Here is a 16,946-nt window from a genome sequence, read left to right as displayed (position 1 = left end):
CATGGCTCTGAACTGGAGCAGTCTGGGCGAAGTGGCCCTCGTCGGTGTCGGCACCACGGTCGGGCTCGTGACAGTGTTCTCACTGGGAGTCCGCGCACTCGCACCACCGGAGACCCCCCTCGGGGACACGCCCGCCGACAGCGGCTCACGCCGGCCGGCCCCGCTGATGAAGGCGGTCGCCGCCCTGTGCTTCACGGCGTGCGTGGCCGCTGTCGCGTACGGCCTGTACCTGATGGTTCCAGCGCTCCATTGAACGAGGCGCACGGCCGAGGACGGCCGTCAGGTCAGCCCGCGGCAGAGCAGCGCGGCGGGCCCCGGCGAGCTGCCTGTGCGGGCGGTGAAGGCGATCCCGGCGGCATACTCGCCGTCGGCGCACTGGCCTTTGTAGTCACGGTTGGCGAAGTCACCGCCGGCGGCGCCGGTCGGCCGGTTGTCGGACCGGTCGAACCACACCGTCCGCCCGGTGTTTCCGAGGAAGGAGCGAGCCGGGGCACAGAGGGCCGCCGCCGTACGGCCGCCGCGGTGCGCGTAGCCGATCAGGAACTGGCCGGCCGGACACTGCAGCTTGGTGTAGCCCGAGGCCCAGTCGCCGCCCTGCGGGACGTGGCGCTCGTCGGTGACGACCGTGTGGGAACCGTCCGCCGCGCGCAGCCCACCCGCGGTGACGTCGGTGCACAGCCCCCGGCCGGAGGTGTGACCGAGGCCGATCAGGCGCAGTCCGTCGGGGCAGACGGCCTTGGAGGCTCCCGGCGCCCAGTCCCCGGTGGCCCGGGTCCGCAGTGACTGGACATGGTCGCCGTGGTCGGTGGTGAGCAGCCGCCATACGGGGACCGCGTCGACGGGCCCGGTGACCGACGGGGAGGACATGAGGCGGTTCCAGCCGGCGCCGCGCCAGTCGGCCTGGTCGAGCAGACCGGACCGGCGTCCGTCCGGGGCGTAGCGGAGCAGGGACCAGTCGTCGTGCCCCTCCCAGCCGACCAGGGGCCAGTAGGCGAAGTTCGCGTCGTGGTCGGCGAAGTAGTCGGTGATGTTGCCGAACCAGGCGCGGGCGGCCGCCCCCGACTCGTTGGCACCGGTGCCGAACTCACTGATCCACACGGGGGCGGTGAAGTGCTTTCCGCTGTCCTCGGCTACGAAGAAGGCCTCGTCCTGGAGCGTCCGGTACAGCTCCTCGCGGGTGAGGTCCTGGTAGCGGGGGTCGTGGGTCTCCCCGATGCCGGTGGCGCCGCTGTGGCGGGAACCGGTGTAGCCGTAGAAGTGGGCCGAGTAGACCAGCTTGTCGGAGGCCACCAGGGTGTGGGACAGCGTCCGTACGGGGGTGAGCTGGGGGCGGCCGTGCGGCAGCCCGTCGACGGGCAGACCGGTCCAGTTGATCCCCTCGATGACGATCAGGAGGTCGGGGTTGGCCTCGGTGAGGATGCGGTCTGCGGCGAGCTGGGAGGCGGTGTACCAGTCGTGGTCGTCGCCCAGGCCCCAGTTGGGGTCGTCCAGTACGTCACGGCGTACCTCGTTGTAGAGGTCGGCGCCCACGACCCGCGGGTCGTGGGCGTAGCGGCGGGCCATGAACACCCAGTCGTCCGCCCACCGCTGGGCCGACTGGCTGCTGTTCCAGCGCTCGTTGCCGTCGAGTCCGCAGCACCAACGGGAGGTGTTGGTGTGGTTGTTGAGGACGACCGCGAAGTCCGCTCCGGTCAGTGCGGCCACGACGCTGTCGAAGACCTGCAGCGGTGTCCTGCCGCGGAGCTGCGGGTTGGCCGCCACAGCGGCGTCCGGCACCGGCGCCGTGCTGTGGATCATCTCGTTGGAGAACGACAGCCGGATGCTGTTGATGCCGAGTTCGTGGAAGTCGGCCATCAGGCGGGTCAGGGGCACCCGGTCCAGGCCGAGCGGGATGCCGTGGGAGTTCTGCCCGGCGTGGTGGTTGGCGGAGTCGCCGGTGCTGCCGCTGCCGGTCCACGACCCTTGCGCGCCGTCCCAGTTGGCCGACTTCAGCCGGAAGCGGGACCCGTTGGCATCGACGATGTACCGCCCGCGGGTCGACAGGGGCGGCTGCCAGGCGGCGTCCGCGGTGACGGGGAGCGTGGTGGGGGGCGGCGTGGTGGCGGTCGAGGGGTCCGGGGCGGCGGTGGCGGTACCCGGCAGCGCGGTCAGCAGGAGCACGGCCGATGCCGCAGCGCATGTCAGGTACTTGACAAATCTGAAGGTCGGCATTCGGTCCTCCACGGGTGAGCGTCGGTACGAGGCCGCGCCCTACGTGGCGGCTGGAATCGGCCTGCGGCGGATGTTACCCGCGAGTCGGCGGACGGGCAGCTCCCCATTTCGGCCGTGTGCCGGTCGAATTCCTCCACGCTCGCAAGCGGCTCCCGTGGCGACTTGATGGGCAAGTGAATGTTTGCCTATCGTGGGGGCGTGGCCGACGACCTGTTCAAAGCCCTGGCCGACGCCACCCGCCGCACCATCCTCGACGAGCTCGTGGAGAAATCCGGACAGACCCTGTTCGAGATCTGCTCGCGGCTGAGCATGAAGCATCAGCTCGGCCTCTCGCGCCAGGCGGTCTCCCAGCACCTCGCCGTGCTGGAGGCCGCCGGGCTGGTCGAGACCAGGCGGGAAGGCCGCTACAAATTCCACGACGTGAACACGGCCCCGCTGCGGCGGATAGCCGAGCGATGGCCCGTACCCGACCCGCCCGGACCGGAGGAGAACACCCCATGAAGATCCATCTGACCAGCGTCTTCGTCGAGGACCAGGCCAAGGCCCTGCGCTTCTACACCGAGATCCTCGGCTTCGTGAAGAAGCACGACGTCCCGGTGGGCGGGGAGAACCGGTGGCTGACCGTCGTCTCGCCCGACGAGCCCGGCGGCACCCAGCTCCTCCTGGAGCCCGCCGGCCACCCCGCCGTCAGGACCTACCGCGACGCGCTCGTCGGCGACGGCATCCCGCTCGCCCAGTTCGCCGTCGACGACGTGCGGGCGGAGTACGAACGCCTGAGTGGCCTCGGCGTCCGCTTCACTCAGGAGCCCCTGGAGATGGGCCCCGTCACCACCGCCGTCTTCGACGACACCTGCGGAAACCTGATCCAGATCGCGTCACAGCCCGGGTAGCCGACCGGCCGCGTGGGGGAAACGCGTGGGGCCCGCGAGGGAGGAACGGAGGCGCAGGGATGGCGCATTGGTCTACGCCAGACGCTCCTGTCCCTGTACGCTCATCCGTAGCCAGTGGCACACAATCCCCCCACCCAGGTTGCGTGCTGGCGCGGGCGACAACCCAACACGACTCTGCCCTCAGCAGCCGGGTTACCCCCATTCGCCGCCTCCAGGAGGGTCACGGTGAAAGTTCGCACCAGAAGCTCGGCGATCATCGGCTCCATCTGTCTCGTCGCTTCCCTCGCGTTGACCACGGCATACGCCGACGAGCCCACGGCCCCACGCGGGGCCGCGGAGGTCACGCTCAAGGAAGTCGCCACCGCCCAGAACCCCATCGCCGGTGCCGCCGGGCCCGGTGACACGGTCTGGATAGCCGAACGCCCGGGCACCGTACGGGTTCTGGACGATCAAGGGCTCGGCGAGCCCGTTCTCGACATATCCGACGAGACCACCACCGACGGCGAACGCGGCCTGCTGGGCATCGCGTTCGACAACGAACTGGCGCACTTCTACATCTCGTTCACGGACCGCGAAGGCACCAGCACCGTGGACGAGTTCGCCGTACGGGACGGCGAGATCCAGCCGGATACCCGGCGCACCGTCCTCACCCAGACGCAGCCGTACGCCAACCACAACGGCGGCGACATCAGGTTCGGCCCCGACGGCTACCTCTACATCGCGCTCGGTGACGGCGGCTCGGGCGGCGATCCCCACGGCAACGGGCAGAACCTCGACACCCTGCTCGGCAAGATGCTGCGGATCGACCCCGGCGGCGGCGACCCGTACGCGATTCCGCCGGACAACCCGTTCGTCGGGGACCCGGACGCGAAGGGCGAGATCTGGGCGTACGGGCTGCGCAACCCGTGGCGGTTCTCCTTCGACGCGGGCACGGGCGACCTGCTGATCGGCGACGTCGGCCAGAGCGCCTGGGAGGAGATCGACTGGGCCCCGGCGGACAGCGAGGGCGGCGAGAACTACGGCTGGTCCGGGATGGAGGGCAACCACCCCTTCCGGGGCGGCACGGAGCCCGCGAACCACGTACCGCCGGTTCACGAGTACGACCGGAGCGGGCTGGGCTGCTCGGTGACCGGCGGATACGTCTACCGGGGCGAGGCGATCCCGGACCTCACGGGGCAGTACGTGTTCAGCGACTACTGCGACGGCACCGTCCGCGCCCTGCGGATGGACAACGGCAAGGTGACCGGCGAGAGCGACCTCGGGGTCAGCGGCGGCCAGGTCATCTCCTTCGTGCAGGACGGCGACGGCGAGTTGTACGTGCTCGACATCGCCGGCAGCGTCTCCCGCCTCGACCCGGCGTGACCGTGAACGGATCCTCGACCTGCTGAAAAGCGCACACCACGGGGCTTCCGAAGGCGCTGCCCGGCGGCGACGCCGTGCGGAGCCCCGTGGATGCGGGCGAGGTCACATGGATCTCCCCGGCCGTTTCCCCGACGTGCCACCACGAGCCAGTAGCATTCGATGCGTGCCGAGGCGCGGGCGTGTCGGCCAGGACATGGCTTTCCGGCCGGGCCGTCCCTTTCCGACCAGGAGAGCCGATGACCACTTCGATGATCCGCAGGGCCGTGATCCCCGCCGCCGGGCTGGGCTCGCGACTGCTGCCGCTGACCAAGGCGACGCCGAAGGAGATGCTGCCCGTCGGTGACAAGCCGGTGATCGAGCACACCGTGCGTGAGCTGGTGGCGTCCGGGATCACCGACATCACCATCGTGGTCTCGGGCGGCAAGTCCCTGATCCAGGACCACTTCCGGCCCAACCCCGCCCTGGTGGAGCAGTTGCGCGCCGACGGCAAGACCGCCTACGCCGACGCGGTGGAGGAGGTCGCCGAACTGGCCAGGCAGGGCCACATCACGTACCTGGACCAGTACGGCCCCTACGGCAACGGCACCCCGGTGCTCAACGCCGCCCGGCACTTCGGTGACGAGCCGATGCTGGTCCTGTGGCCCGACGACGTCTTCGTCGCCGAAGTGCCCAGGGCACAGCAGCTGATCCGCGCGTACGAGGCGACCCACTGCCCGGTGCTGGCCCTGATGCCCATGGCCCCGGAGGACAGCGGACGTTACGGCGTCCCCGTCGTCAAGGAGGACCTGGACCAGGGGCTGTTGCGGATCACCGGACTGGTCGAGAAGCCGAAGCCCGCCGACGCGCCGTCGGCGTTCGCGGCCATCGGCGGCTATGTCATCACCCCCGGCATCATCGACGAACTGCGCGAGCAGACCGAGCGCTGGTACACACACCGCACCGGCGAGGTCTATCTGACCGACGCGGTCAACGCCTACGCGGCCGGCCGCGCCGTCTACGGCCAGGTCATCCAGGGCCGCTGGTACGACACCGGCAACCCCGCGGACTACCTCGTGGCCCAGTTCGCCTCGGCGCTCGCCCATCCCGAGTACGGCCCCCTGCTGCGGCAGCTCGCCCGGGATCTCGACGACCGGTGAACCCCCGCCCGGCGCGGGTGCCGTGCGCGGGGGCGACTTACTGCGGGCGGCGCCCCCGCCCACGGTGGGACTCCGGCGGCAGAGCCTAAGGAAGCGGGTCGGCGCCCGCGAGAGTGATGACCGGGCGCAGACCCGCGGGGCGCTCCTCCACCGGGAGGTGGTCCACGAAGTGGACCGAGCAGCCCAGTTCGGCCGCGCCGCCGTCCGCGTCGCGGTCGTCGCCGACCATCAGGACGTCGTGGGGGTCCTGGCCCAGCGCCTCGCAGGCGGTCCTGAAGAGGCGTGGGTCGGGCTTCTGGATGCCGTGTTCGTAGCTGAGTACGTACGCGTCCACGTACGCGTCCAGGCCGTGGGCGCGGAAGACGGGGCGCAGGTCCCAGCCGATGTTGCTCACCACCGCGATGCCGATACCGGCGCGCCGCAGCGCGGACAGGACCTCGGCCGCGTCCGCGTAGGGGCGCCAGGCGTCCGGTGTCATATGGCGGTCGTACAACGCGTCGTACAGGTCGGGGCGGGGCAGTGCCACCTGCCGGGCGACCCCGGTGTACGCGGCGCGGTGCCGCTCGGCGCTCTTGTCACGGGTCGCCCACAGCTCGGCCAGATCCGGCGGAACCTCCTGCGGGGAGGATCCGCCGGGCAGCGCACCCGCCACGGCCAGCCGCATCGCGTACCGCCGTACCTCGATGGGGGATACGGCGACACCCGCCTCGTCGAGCACGGCGCGCAGCCATGAACTCGCGGATTCGATACGGAAGAGGGTTCCGGAGAAGTCGAAGAGCACACCCTTGTAGGTCATGTACCCGATCCTTCCCGCGTCACGGCTCTCTGGACAAGGTCACGCGCCTGAACAGCGCGATCGAGAACGAGACCAGCGCGCCACCGAGCAGCCAGCCGCCCAGAACGTCCGAACTCCAGTGCACGCCCAGCCACAATCGGGTGATTCCCACCCCGACGACGGACACGGTCGCCAGCGTCACGGCGGTACACCAGAGCCGCCGGCCCACGCCGCGGCGCCAGATCAGCCACAGCAGCAGTCCGCACGCCACCGTGGCCGCCATGGCGTGTCCCGAGGGAAACGCGGCGAAGTGCGCCGAGTCGACCGGGTCGGGCCACTGCGGACGCTCCCGTCCCAGGGCCCACTTCAGCCCTTGCGAGACGCCTGCGCCCAGCGCGCTCGCCGCCGCGACCCACGCGGCGAGGAGCCGTTCACCGCGCAGCCAGACCACCACCACGGCCACCGCTGTCAGTAGCCGCATCGTCCAGGGGTCCCAGGCCCAGTCGGTGAGCAGCCGGTTGACCCAGGTGAGCCCCGGCTCGGCCACCGCCCGGCGGTGCAGCCCCTCGGCGACCGCCCGGTCGAACGCGATCAGCGGCCCCCACCGCGCGGCGACCAGCACGGTCAGCACCCCCGCGGCGCCGGCCAGCAGCACGGCCGTACGACCCGCTCCGGTCCAGGGGCCGCCGCCAGGACGTGGGGACGGCGGGGGAGCGGGAGAGGGCGGGTCCGGGGCCTGGGCTGCGGGGATCGGCTGGGGGCACATGGGGTGATCCTCGCCGACGGAGCGCCGGTCGGGCTACCCGCCCCCTGCCTGCTGTCCCGCCCGCTGTCCCGCCCGCCGGTCAACCGAGCGCGCGCAGCGCAGGTCCGAAGGCGATCAGGAGGGGCACCACCGGCACCAGCGCGGCGGCCGCCGTCAGGCGCAGCCGACGTCCCGCGGTCAGCCGCGGGACCGGCGTCAGCAGCCGGTTGACGCGCTGCGGCACCTGCGCGTCCGGAGCGGTACCCGGGCCGAACACCCCCCGGTCCTCGTTGAGTTCGACGAGAGCCAGTGCGATCGTCAGCCGTCCGAAGCGCCGTGAGGCGACATCGTCCGCGGCCAACTCGACCAGCCGGTGCATCTCGTCACGGAACGCGGCGAAGACCGGGATCTGCGGGAAGCCGTTCGCGAGTGCCCCCGAGCAGTGCAGCAGCCAGTCGTGCCGCGCTCGCGCGTGGCCCTGCTCATGGGCGAGCACCGCGTCGAGCTGACGGCCTTTCAGGCGACGCAACGCGGCTGTGGTGATGACCAGTTGGGGTGCCGCGCCCGGCAGCCACCAGGCACCCGGCCGCTCGCCCTCCAGGACGACGAGCGGTTCGCCGCCCGGCTCCTCGCCCGGCAGCACCGGAGCGCGTACGAGCAGTTCCTTGCGGCGCTGCCGGCGCCTGCGCCGGGCCCGGTGGATCTCGCGGGCGAGCATCGCCACCGTCCACAGACCGCCGCTCGCCAGCAGGACGGCGAGCACCGCGGACCACGACCGGTTCGGCCCGAAGGCGTACGCCTCCACCACGCCGTGCGGCGCGGGCGCGAAGACATGGCCCCGTACGGCCAGCCAGGCGGCGGCAGCGCTGAAGACCATGGAGAGCGCGAAGCTCAGCAGGACGGCGGCCACGACGCACTGCCAGACCCACAGCGCCACCACGGGCTCGCGCTCGGGCCATTCGGCGCGGGACAGAATCCGCGGCGCGAGAAGTGCGGCCAGTGCACCGAGCAGCAGCAGCGCCAAGGAGACCATCATGGCGCCCAGAGTATGAGGGCCTCGCGGTGCGAGGATATGACCTTGACCGGCAAGTGACCCACGACACGTTTGGCGGCGGAGCGGGCGATCTCGGTGAACGGCGTGAACCGGCCGCAACCGACCGGAATCAGAGCGTGGGCAGCATCGTCAGCATCGCGATCCCCATGGAGAGCCGGCAGGCCGGCACCAACTCCGTCCGGTCGGCCCAGGAGACCGGCCCGGAACCCCCGTTCACCGGACCGGGCACGGGCACCGCGGGCAGCGGCAGCAGCCGGGCGCCCGCCCACAGCACATAACCGGCGTAGTAGAGCAGCAGCGCGCCGGTGACCAGCGGTGTCCCCGCGGTGTGCGCGGTGTGCGGGCCGCCCGCCGCGGCGGCCATGGAGCCCGCCATGTAGACCATCGCGAGCAGGCCCAGCAGGTGGTGCGCCCGGTGCGCCGAGCCGCGGTCCGCGCCGAAGGCGCGCAGCGCCGCCGCGCCGAAGACCGCCGCGTACCCCAGCCAGACCCAGCGCGGCGGTGTCACCACCGTGGTGGGCAGGGCCATCGCCGCCATTCCGAACGCCATCAGCGCCTCGCCGCCCGCCGAACCGTGCCGCGCCGCGCCGCAGGCCCGCAGCCGGCGCAGACAGAGCCCGCCCGCCGTCGCGCAGAGCGCGACGAGCAGCCAGCCGGCCGCCGCAGATCCGTGCACCGGGCACCTCCCCCGCTCCGTCGCTCCGGCGGAGTGATGCCCCGGGCGGCGGGCGCGCAGACACGCGCGCAGACGCGCAGAGAGGCACGGGGGCGCGCGGGAAGCCCACGCGGGCGCGGAGGCGGCCGGCCGGGGCGCATTCCCGCGCCCCGCCGGTCGTCCCTCCGCGTCCTGGTCCTCCTCGTCCTGCTGCTCCTCGTCCTCGTACGGTTACGCCTCCACCGGCTCCGGGCGGGCGCAACTGCTCGCCACCCGCAGCGCCTTGTCCTCCCGCGCCGAGTCGAGCAGCGTCAGCATGATGTCCAGGACGTGCCGCGCCAGCTCCGCGGAGGCCCGGTGCGGGCGGTTTTCGGCGAGCGCCCGCGCCAGGTCCGCGAGCCCCGTGCCGCGCCCGGCGTCCGCGTACCCCGCCGTGACCGGCAGGGTCTCCCACTTCCCGGTGGGTCCATGGAGTTCCACGGCCCCGTCGAAGCCGTTCGGGTCCGGTACGGAGAGGGAGCCGCCGGTGCCGTACACCTCGATGCGCGGCAGTCGCGCGGCCTGGATGTCGAAGCTCATCAGGAGGGTGGTGAGGGCGCCGCCGGCGTGCTGGAGCACCCCGCTGACATGGGTGTCCACCTCGACGCCGAATCGCTCGCCGGCCCGTGGGCCGCCGCCGATCTCCCGCTCGGCGCGGGGCCGGGAGGCCGCGCCGGTCACCTTCACGACCGGCCCGAGGAGATGGACGAGCGCGGAGAGGTAGTACGGGCCCATGTCGAGCAGCGGCCCGCCGCCGGGCCGGTAGTAGAACTCCGGCGCCGGGTGCCAGCGTTCGTGTCCCGCCGTGGTCATGAAGGCCGTCGCCGCCACCGGAGTGCCGATCAGTCCGTCGTCGACCGCTTTGCGCGCCGTCTGGACCCCTGTGCCCAGCACGGTGTCCGGCGCGCACCCGAGACGCCGGCCGCCCGTGTCCGCGGCGGCGAGCAGCGCGTCCGCCTCCTCCCGGGTGGTGGTGAACGGTTTCTCCCCGTAGACGTGCTTGCCCGCGGCGAGCGCCGTCAGAGCGACGTCCGCGTGGGCCGCCGGGATCGTCAGGTTGAGCACCGCGTCGACATCCGCCCTGGCCACCAGCTCGGCGACCGAGCCCGCGACCGCCGTCCCCGGCACCCGGGCCGCCACGGCGGCGGCGCGGCCGGGATCGAGATCGGTGACGGCGGTGAGCGTCACGTTCCCCAGCCGCTCCAGGGTGTCCAGATAGGCGCCGCTGATCGTGCCCGCGCCCACCATGCCGATTCTCAGCGGCTCGCCCACAGCAGTCCCCTCTCGGTGAGTGTCCGTACCTCGGGCACGTCGAAGTCGTCCGGCTTGTGGCCGACGGCGGAGACGAAGACCCGCCCCGCGCCCCAGTTCCTGGTCCACACGGCGGGCATGGTGACCGGCCGTGAACGGTCCTCGTCCGCCGCGAACCGGACCGTGGCGAGCACGTCGATCAGCGGATCGGTGGCCAGCCAGTACTTCTCCGTACGGACCCGGAAGGCGCCGAGGCCCGCCGTCACCGGATGGCCGGCGTGCTCCACGACCGGGGTGATCTCGTGGTCCGAGAAGCCCTCCGGGTGCATGAGGAACTGGCCACCGGTCAGCAGCTGGTAGCCGAGGTCCCCGCGGAAGGAGTCGACGATCCCGCCGTGCCAGCCGGCCAGCCCGGTCCCGGCGCGTACGGCGGCGACGAGCCCCGCGCTCTGTTCCGCGGTGATCTCGCCCATGGTCCAGCACTGGACCACCAGATCGGTGGTGGCGAGCAGTTCGGGGTCGGCGTAGACGTCCAGAGTGCCGGAGACCGTCAGGTCGTAGCCGTGGGCGCGCAGGAAGGGCAGGAACAACTCCGTGATCTCCACGGGGCGGTGTCCTTCCCAGCCGCCCCGGACGACCAGTGCCCGTCGGCCGGCGGATGTCTCGCGTGTCACAGTCGTTGCACACTCCCATCGGTGTCACGGATCCGTCGGTGCCGGGGTCGGAGCCGTACCTACCCGCTCGTACCGCCGCCCCCTCGCACCCCGTCGTGCCCATCCGTACCCGCGTTAGGCTGCTGCTGCCCCATCAGCAGCTCGCCGGCTTCCGGGCCGGCCGCAAGGAGACCGCGCATCATGGACACCGTCCCGAGCCCCGTCGGCGCACTCACCTACCGCGACGCCACGGCCGCCGACGCCGACGCCCTGGTCGCGCTCATCGAGTCGGCCTACCGCGGCGCGAGCAGCCGTACGGGCTGGACGACGGAGGCGGACCTCCTGGAAGGGCAGCGGATCGACCGGGAGGGCGTGCTCGCGGTGGTCGAGGCGCCGCGCAGCCGGCTGCTGGCCGTCGAGCGGGACGGCGGGCTGATCGCCTGCTGCCAGCTGGAGAACCGCGGGCACGCCGCCTACTTCGGCATGTTCGCCGTGGCGCCGGGGGCGCAGGGCGGCGGACTCGGCCGGCGGATCATCGCGGAGGCGGAGCGCAGGGCACGCGCCGACTGGGCGGTCGGTGAGATGCACATGACCGTGATCGCGCAGCGCGAGGACCTGATCGCCTGGTACGAGCGGCGCGGCTACCGCCGTACGGGAAAGCGGTTCCCCTTCCCGTACGGCGACGAGCGCTTCGGCATCCCGCAGCGGGACGACCTGGAGTTCGAGCTGCTGGTCAAGCCCCTGACCTGACCTCGGGACCGTCCCGGGCCCCTGGCCTGAGCGCTCCGTACGCGTACGGAGCGCTCAGGCGGTGAAACGGCCGGTGCGCCGGATCTCCGGGCGGTCGGTGGTCACGGCGTTCAGCTCGAAGGCGCGCGCGAGCCGGAGCTGCTCCTGCGTGTTCACCACCCAGCCGATCACGCCGAGACCCCTCTCGTGCGCGCGTTCCACGACCTCCAGGGTGAGTCTGCGCAGATTCAGGGCGAGCGAGGCGGCGCCCACCGCCGTCGCCCGGTCCACCACGTCCGCGCCCCAGCGGCTGGCGATCAGCACCGTCCGTACCCCCGGCACCAGCGCGGCGATCTCCGCGACCGCCTCGTCGTGGAACGAGGACACCTCGACGCGCTCCACGAGGTCGCGTTCGCGCATCACCCGGGCCAGCGCCCGGGCCGCCGCCACATCCTTGATCTCGGCCTGGAGCGGCGACCGTACGGCGTCCAGGACCTCCTCGAAGACCGGGACGCGCTCGCCGTCGCCCGCGTCCAGCTCCCGCAGCTCGGCGAGCGTCCGCTCGGCGATCGCGCCCGTTCCGTCGGTCGTACGGTCCACTTCCGTGTCGTGCATGACGACGAGGGCGCCGTCCTTGCTCAGGTGCAGATCCAGCTCGATGGCGTCCATACCGGCACGCTCCGCGTGCGTGAAGGAGCGCAGGGTGTTCTCCGGTTCGACACCCATCACTCCACGATGACCGATGATCTGGAAAGTCAAGACAGTCTCGCTTCCGTCGACAGCGGCTCCCGCGCGCAGCCTAGAGGCGATTGCCGTCCGTGGCGCCCCCCCGCCGTCCCGTGCCGGGCCCCCGCCGTCCCCGCGCCGGGTGCCTGTGCCGTCCCCGCGCCGGGCGCCCCGCCGTCCCCGCGCCGGGGGAGGTTCCCGGCGCTACGCTGAATCGAAGCGTCAAACCGTGGAAGCACGGGAAAATCGGCGGTGACCATGGGGGATCGGCAGGATGATTTATTTGATCTCCGCTTGTATCGGAGATCGAGACACCTATACGGTGGTTTGACGCCAAGATCTCCTGTGGAGGAAGTGACATGACGGAAATTCTTGCGCAGGACACCCCCAGGCCCGGTATGAACGCCGCCGACCGAGTGATCGGACACCCGGCGTGGCCCCGGCTCAAGAGTGCCGTCGAGGAGATCCGCCCCTGGCAGTCCGCGGACGGCTCGATCGACTTCGACGCCGAGGGGGCCCCGGCGCGCGCGGTCGCGGAGGCGGCACTCGACCGGGTGACCGACGCGGTCGAGCAGCTCTCCCCGCTCCTTCCGCACGATGCCGCCTACCATGCCGCGCTCGTCGCCGACCTGCGTAAATGGGCCGGCAGCGGCTTCGCGGTCCCGGACTTCCTGGACTCGCTGCTCGCCTTCCGGCCCGCCGCCGACCGGACGGACGGCCGCCAGCACCTCGCCGTCTTCCCCATGTACACGCAGAACGGCAACCCGGACCGCAACCTCGAAGCGGTCGTGCTGCGCATGGTCTGGCCCGAGTGGCTCGCCGAGCTGGAGCGCACGCGGTACGACAATCCGCTCTTCTGCGGCATCACCTTCGAGGACTTCACCCCCGGGTACGACACCAACTCCGCGGTCTTCTTCCCCGAGACCATCGCCGTGCGCGAGGCCCCCGAGCGGTTCACGTGGGGCGGGATCTTCTGCGACCGCGAGGCCGCCCGCTTCCGCCGCGTCATCGACGCGGCCGTCACCACCCTCGGGGTCGACCTGCCCGAGGACATCCGCGCGCTCGTCGCCGACCAGGACCGCTGCCAGCAGGCCTTCGTGCTCTGGGACATGGTCCACGACCGCACCCACAGCCACGGCGACCTGCCCTTCGACCCCTTCATGATCAAGCAGCGCCAGCCGTTCTGGATGTACGGCCTGGAGGAGCTGCGCTGCGACCTCACCGCCTTCAGGGAGGCCGTACGGCTGGAGGCTGACGGTTTCCCGCAGGGCCGTGACGTCCAGTACGCCGTGCTCTTCGACCGGATGTTCCGCTTCCCCGTCACCGGCGCGCGGGAACGGAACTACGACGGTCTGGGCGGCCAGCTCCTCTTCGCCTATCTGCACCAGCACGACGTGGTGCGCTGGACGGACAACACCCTGCGCATCGACTGGGAGCGGGCGCCCCAGGTCACCAACCAGCTCTGCGCGGAGATCGAGGAGCTCTACCGGGCGGGGATCGACCGGCCGAAGCTGGTCCACTGGTTCGCGGCGTACGAGCTGGTCTCCACGTATCTCGCGCCCCACCCCGGATCCCGCTGGGCCAAGGGCCCCGACGCGCTGGACCTCACCCAGCCGCCCCGGAAACTCGTGGACGACGTGCTGCCCGACGAGTTTCCGCTCAGCATGTTCTACGAGGCGCTCGCCAAGAAGCTCAAGCACGTGATCGCCCAAACGAAGGGGATCACCGCGGAATCCGCCGGAACGACGGAGTCCACGGGACCCGCGGCGACGGACCGGACGGCCGCGTGAGCGCGCCGGGGCAGGAGACGGGACCCATGGCGGTGCGTCCGGGAGCGAGCGCGGAAACGGGGCCGGACGCGGTGACGGACCAGGACGCCGGCGGGCCGTCGGCCCCGGGCGGTGCCCTGGACGGCGCTGTCGTCGCCGTGGCGGGCGCGGGCGGACCCGCCGGGCGGGCCACGCTGCTGCGGCTCGCCGAGGCCGGGGCGACCGTCGTGGCCGCGGACGCGGACCCGGAGCGGCTCGCCGAAGCGGTGGACGCCGCCCGGTACGCGCACGGCGGGGCCACGGTCACCGGCGACACCGTCGATCTCTTCGACTTGGCCGCCACCCGCGCCTGGGCGGCCAGGACCGAGAAGGAGTTCGGCCGGATCGACGGTCTGGTCCACCTCGTCGGCGGCTGGCGCGGCAGCGCCACCTTCGCCGGGACCGACCCGGCCGACTGGGAACTGCTGGAGAAGCTGCTCGTCCGCACCGTTCAGCACACCTCCCTCGCCTTCCACGACGGGCTCCTGCGCGGCGACCGGGGCCGGTATCTGCTGATCAGCGCCGCGGGCGCCACGAAGCCCACCGCGGGCAACGCCGCGTACGCCGCCGCCAAGGCGGCGGCGGAGGCATGGACGCTCGCCCTCGGCGACGCCTTCCGTAAGGCGGGGGGCGAGGACGGGCCCCGGGCCGCGGCTGCCATCCTGGTGATCAAGGCACTGGTGCACGATGCGATGCGCGCCGAGCGGCCGAACGCGAAGTTCGCGGGCTTCACCGACGTCACGGAACTGGCCGAGGCCATCGCCGGGGTCTGGGACAGGCCCGCCCGGGAAGTGAATGGAAAACGCCTGTGGCTGACCCCAGGACCGTGAGGTCCCGTACGACGGACGCGCGCCGCCACCACGACCCCGAGGTACGCGGCTTCGCCAGTGACAACTACGCGGGCGCCCACCCCGAGATCCTCGCGGCGCTCGCCGTCGCCAACGGCGGCCATCAGGTCGCGTACGGCGGGGACGAGTACACCGGCCATCTCCAGCGGGTCATGCACAGCCACTTCGGCCCGACGGCGGAGGCGTTCCCCGTCTTCAACGGCACCGGTGCCAACGTCGTCGCGCTCCAGGCGCTCACCGACCGCTGGGGCGCCGTGATCTGCGCCGAGTCCGCGCACATCAACGTGGACGAGGGCGGGGCGCCCGAGCGCGTCGCCGGGCTCAAGCTGCTCACCGTACCGACGCCCGACGGCAAGCTCACGCCCGAGCTGATCGACCGGCAGGCGTACGGCTGGGACGACGAGCACCGCGCCATGCCGCAGGCCGTGTCGATCACCCAGAACACCGAACTGGGCACGGTCTACACGCCCGACGAGATCCGCGCCCTGTGCGCGCACGCCCACGCGCTCGGCATGAAGGTCCATCTCGACGGCGCCCGGATAGCCAACGCCGCCGCCTCGCTGGACGTTCCGATGCGGACCTTCACCAACACGGCCGGCGTGGACGTCCTCTCCTACGGGGGCACGAAGAACGGCATGCTCTTCGGCGAGGCCGTCGTCGTGATCAACCCGGACGCCGTACGGGCCATGAAGCACCTGCGGAAGCTCTCGATGCAGCTCCCGTCCAAGATGCGCTTCGTGTCGGTGCAGTTGGAGGCGCTGCTCGCGGGGGACCTGTGGCTGCGCAACGCCCGGCACGGGAACGCCATGGCCCAGCGGCTCGCGGCCGGGGTCCGCGCGGTCGACGGGGTGGAGATCCTCCACCCGGTCCAGGCCAACGCCGTCTTCGCCCGGCTGCCGGGCGCCGTGAGCGTCCGCCTCCAGGAGCGGTTCCGCTTCTACTTCTGGGACGAGAAGGCCGGGGACGTCCGCTGGATGTGTTCTTTCGACACGACCGAGGACGATGTCGACGCCTTCGTGCAGGCGGTCAAGGAAGAGATGACCGCATAGGCGCACCGGCCCGACACTTGTCGGCGCTATTCGGATTACGGCCGGTCGACTCGCTTATTATTTCGATGTCGTATGTCCGAGCCGGTGCGGGAGAGGCGCTAGGGGCTGGGCTGAAGTCGCGACTCCCCGTCGCGCTCGGCTCGGTACGGCAGCAGATCTCTCAGTGACGGGGAGGGCTCCAGGCCGAGTTCCTCGCGCAGGACACGGCGGCACTGTTCGTATTGGCGCATGGCCGCGCCCCTGTTGCCGGCTGTCAAATGTGCCTTCATCAGCACGCGATGGGCGCTTTCCCGCAAGGGCTCGGCGCGTACGGCGGCGAGTCCGGCGGCGACGGCCTCACCGTGGCGCCGCGCCGCCGTGAGCCGCTCGGTCATCGCTTCGAGGGCGTAGAGCCTGAGTTGGTGGTACTGCTCCTGCTCGATCAGCATCCAGTCGTTGTCCGGCCACTCCGGCAGCAGATCGGCCGATAAGTCCGCCAGCGTCCGCATGTTGAGGATGTCGTCGCACGGGCGCGAGTTGTCGAGCAACCGGTGCGCGCGCCCCACCGCCTCGTGCAGATCCACGGAGACGTCCTTGGCGATGGCCATTTCCTGGGGAGACGCCTCGATGATGGGATGGCCGGTTCGCGTCGCTCTCCACAGGGAGGAGCGCAGGTTCGCGTTGGCGCGTGAGGTGGTGACGTCCGGCCAGAGAATTCCGGCCACATAGGCGCGGGACCGCGGGATGTCCTGCAGAGCCAGGAAGGCGAGGAGCCGTTGCGTGCTGGTGCAGACCGGCACCCGTGTTTGGCTGATCGAGAGTGCGAAACCCTTGAGCAGCCTCAAGTTAATGAAATGTGATTGTCCATTCATTTGTTTCCCCCGGGCGATGTCGGATCCGGCGATCTTCGGTGATTTCCCAAGATTCACGAAGCCGTGTTGCGAGTACATCGTGATCGCACAGTCGACTCTTAGCGCGCGGGGCGTGAAAAAGGAATCACCAAGACGTCACGGCATCGTCACTCGCCCTGTTCCAA

The 16,946-nt window shown here is 71.4% G+C and carries 18 protein-coding genes; 9 read left to right on the top strand and 9 right to left on the bottom strand.

The genetic code is table 11. The features are described from left to right. Position 1 precedes the first annotated feature (1 nt). Positions 2 to 253 (top strand): hypothetical protein, encoded by a 252-nt coding sequence (locus AB0P17_RS14675; protein ID WP_365810903.1) that lies wholly within the window; start codon positions 2 to 4, stop codon positions 251 to 253. A gap of 26 nt (positions 254 to 279) precedes the next feature. On the opposite strand, the gene AB0P17_RS14670 is transcribed toward AB0P17_RS14675, so the two are convergent. After that, the gene (locus AB0P17_RS14670) at positions 280 to 2,211 is read right to left on the bottom strand and encodes a cellulase family glycosylhydrolase (RefSeq protein ID WP_365810901.1); all 1,932 of its coding nucleotides are present in this window, start codon (positions 2,209 to 2,211) and stop codon (positions 280 to 282) included. 198 nt (positions 2,212 to 2,409) lie between these two features. Here AB0P17_RS14670 and AB0P17_RS14665 point away from each other — a divergent pair, with 198 nt between their 5' ends. The 4 genes from AB0P17_RS14665 to AB0P17_RS14650 all read left to right on the top strand — a co-directional run bounded on the left by AB0P17_RS14665 (position 2,410) and on the right by AB0P17_RS14650 (position 5,599). Then, positions 2,410 to 2,712, top strand: coding sequence for a metalloregulator ArsR/SmtB family transcription factor (locus tag AB0P17_RS14665; protein WP_365810899.1), 303 nt, complete (start codon positions 2,410 to 2,412; stop codon positions 2,710 to 2,712). Further along, complete coding sequence (locus AB0P17_RS14660) at positions 2,709 to 3,101, top strand: VOC family protein (RefSeq protein ID WP_365810898.1); 393 nt, start codon at positions 2,709 to 2,711, stop codon at positions 3,099 to 3,101. The genes AB0P17_RS14665 and AB0P17_RS14660 overlap by 4 nt, the downstream gene beginning before the upstream one ends. A 225-nt stretch (positions 3,102 to 3,326) precedes the next feature. Beyond that, on the top strand, positions 3,327 to 4,463 hold the full coding sequence (locus tag AB0P17_RS14655) for a PQQ-dependent sugar dehydrogenase (RefSeq protein ID WP_365810897.1): 1,137 nt from the start codon (positions 3,327 to 3,329) through the stop codon (positions 4,461 to 4,463). A 236-nt stretch (positions 4,464 to 4,699) separates the two neighbouring features. Next, positions 4,700 to 5,599: a UTP--glucose-1-phosphate uridylyltransferase gene (locus AB0P17_RS14650; protein ID WP_365810895.1), complete on the top strand. Its 900-nt coding sequence runs from the start codon at positions 4,700 to 4,702 to the stop codon at positions 5,597 to 5,599. 85 nt (positions 5,600 to 5,684) lie between these two features. Here the strand turns inward: AB0P17_RS14650 and AB0P17_RS14645 are convergent, their stop codons facing one another. The 6 genes from AB0P17_RS14645 to AB0P17_RS14620 all read right to left on the bottom strand — a co-directional run bounded on the left by AB0P17_RS14645 (position 5,685) and on the right by AB0P17_RS14620 (position 10,723). After that, entirely contained in the window at positions 5,685 to 6,395 is a 711-nt protein-coding gene (locus tag AB0P17_RS14645; RefSeq protein ID WP_365810893.1) for an HAD-IA family hydrolase, read from the bottom strand. A 19-nt stretch (positions 6,396 to 6,414) separates the two neighbouring features. Then, on the bottom strand, positions 6,415 to 7,140 hold the full coding sequence (locus AB0P17_RS14640) for a phosphatase PAP2 family protein (protein ID WP_365810891.1): 726 nt from the start codon (positions 7,138 to 7,140) through the stop codon (positions 6,415 to 6,417). 79 nt (positions 7,141 to 7,219) lie between these two features. Continuing rightward, positions 7,220 to 8,155 (bottom strand): M56 family metallopeptidase, encoded by a 936-nt coding sequence (locus AB0P17_RS14635; protein ID WP_365810889.1) that lies wholly within the window; start codon positions 8,153 to 8,155, stop codon positions 7,220 to 7,222. A 127-nt stretch (positions 8,156 to 8,282) separates the two neighbouring features. Beyond that, a complete protein-coding gene (locus tag AB0P17_RS14630) occupies positions 8,283 to 8,849 on the bottom strand; it encodes a DUF5134 domain-containing protein (RefSeq protein WP_365810887.1) in 567 nt (188 codons plus the stop codon). A 210-nt stretch (positions 8,850 to 9,059) separates the two neighbouring features. Then, positions 9,060 to 10,139, bottom strand: coding sequence for a Gfo/Idh/MocA family oxidoreductase (locus AB0P17_RS14625; protein WP_365810885.1), 1,080 nt, complete (start codon positions 10,137 to 10,139; stop codon positions 9,060 to 9,062). Continuing rightward, a complete protein-coding gene (locus tag AB0P17_RS14620; RefSeq protein ID WP_365810883.1) occupies positions 10,124 to 10,723 on the bottom strand; it encodes a ThuA domain-containing protein in 600 nt (199 codons plus the stop codon). The genes AB0P17_RS14625 and AB0P17_RS14620 overlap by 16 nt, the downstream gene beginning before the upstream one ends. Positions 10,724 to 10,972: 249 nt before the next feature. On the opposite strand from AB0P17_RS14620, the gene AB0P17_RS14615 reads away from it, so the two are divergent. After that, complete coding sequence (locus AB0P17_RS14615) at positions 10,973 to 11,521, top strand: GNAT family N-acetyltransferase (RefSeq protein WP_365810882.1); 549 nt, start codon at positions 10,973 to 10,975, stop codon at positions 11,519 to 11,521. Between the two features lie 54 nt (positions 11,522 to 11,575). Here the strand turns inward: AB0P17_RS14615 and AB0P17_RS14610 are convergent, their stop codons facing one another. Next, positions 11,576 to 12,259 carry a glycerophosphodiester phosphodiesterase family protein gene (locus AB0P17_RS14610; RefSeq protein WP_365810880.1) on the bottom strand — a complete coding sequence of 228 codons (684 nt, stop codon included), beginning with the start codon at positions 12,257 to 12,259 and terminating at the stop codon, positions 11,576 to 11,578. A 326-nt stretch (positions 12,260 to 12,585) separates the two neighbouring features. Here AB0P17_RS14610 and AB0P17_RS14605 point away from each other — a divergent pair, with 326 nt between their 5' ends. Genes AB0P17_RS14605 through AB0P17_RS14595 form a run of 3 tightly spaced genes read left to right on the top strand, consistent with a single transcriptional unit; the run spans position 12,586 to position 15,931 of the window. Beyond that, complete coding sequence (locus tag AB0P17_RS14605) at positions 12,586 to 14,016, top strand: DUF6421 family protein (protein WP_365810878.1); 1,431 nt, start codon at positions 12,586 to 12,588, stop codon at positions 14,014 to 14,016. A 26-nt stretch (positions 14,017 to 14,042) separates the two neighbouring features. Then, on the top strand, positions 14,043 to 14,864 hold the full coding sequence (locus AB0P17_RS14600) for an SDR family oxidoreductase (RefSeq protein WP_365810876.1): 822 nt from the start codon (positions 14,043 to 14,045) through the stop codon (positions 14,862 to 14,864). Continuing rightward, complete coding sequence (locus tag AB0P17_RS14595) at positions 14,843 to 15,931, top strand: low specificity L-threonine aldolase (protein WP_365810874.1); 1,089 nt, start codon at positions 14,843 to 14,845, stop codon at positions 15,929 to 15,931. The genes AB0P17_RS14600 and AB0P17_RS14595 overlap by 22 nt, the downstream gene beginning before the upstream one ends. Before the next feature lie 98 nt (positions 15,932 to 16,029). Here the strand turns inward: AB0P17_RS14595 and AB0P17_RS14590 are convergent, their stop codons facing one another. Next, complete coding sequence (locus AB0P17_RS14590; RefSeq protein WP_365810873.1) at positions 16,030 to 16,755, bottom strand: BTAD domain-containing putative transcriptional regulator; 726 nt, start codon at positions 16,753 to 16,755, stop codon at positions 16,030 to 16,032. Positions 16,756 to 16,946: the final 191 nt, after the last annotated feature.

The sequence above is a fragment of the Streptomyces sp. NPDC088124 genome (assembly GCF_040685895.1).
Taxonomy (GTDB): Bacteria; Actinomycetota; Actinomycetes; order Streptomycetales; family Streptomycetaceae; genus Streptomyces.
This window is presented reverse-complemented; position numbering and strand designations above follow the sequence as displayed.

What these genes read in the sequence shown, in the direction of transcription:
- AB0P17_RS14675 (WP_365810903.1), top strand. Translation starts at nt 2, where the DNA reads ATGGCTCTGAACTGGAGCAGTCTGGGCGAAGTGGCCCTCGTCGGTGTC.
- AB0P17_RS14670 (WP_365810901.1), bottom strand. Translation starts at nt 2,211, where the DNA reads ATGCCGACCTTCAGATTTGTCAAGTACCTGACATGCGCTGCGGCATCG.
- AB0P17_RS14660 (WP_365810898.1), top strand. Translation starts at nt 2,709, where the DNA reads ATGAAGATCCATCTGACCAGCGTCTTCGTCGAGGACCAGGCCAAGGCC.
- AB0P17_RS14650 (WP_365810895.1), top strand. Translation starts at nt 4,700, where the DNA reads ATGACCACTTCGATGATCCGCAGGGCCGTGATCCCCGCCGCCGGGCTG.
- AB0P17_RS14645 (WP_365810893.1), bottom strand. Translation starts at nt 6,395, where the DNA reads ATGACCTACAAGGGTGTGCTCTTCGACTTCTCCGGAACCCTCTTCCGT.
- AB0P17_RS14640 (WP_365810891.1), bottom strand. Translation starts at nt 7,140, where the DNA reads ATGTGCCCCCAGCCGATCCCCGCAGCCCAGGCCCCGGACCCGCCCTCT.
- AB0P17_RS14635 (WP_365810889.1), bottom strand. Translation starts at nt 8,155, where the DNA reads ATGATGGTCTCCTTGGCGCTGCTGCTGCTCGGTGCACTGGCCGCACTT.
- AB0P17_RS14615 (WP_365810882.1), top strand. Translation starts at nt 10,973, where the DNA reads ATGGACACCGTCCCGAGCCCCGTCGGCGCACTCACCTACCGCGACGCC.
- AB0P17_RS14605 (WP_365810878.1), top strand. Translation starts at nt 12,586, where the DNA reads ATGACGGAAATTCTTGCGCAGGACACCCCCAGGCCCGGTATGAACGCC.
- AB0P17_RS14600 (WP_365810876.1), top strand. Translation starts at nt 14,043, where the DNA reads ATGGCGGTGCGTCCGGGAGCGAGCGCGGAAACGGGGCCGGACGCGGTG.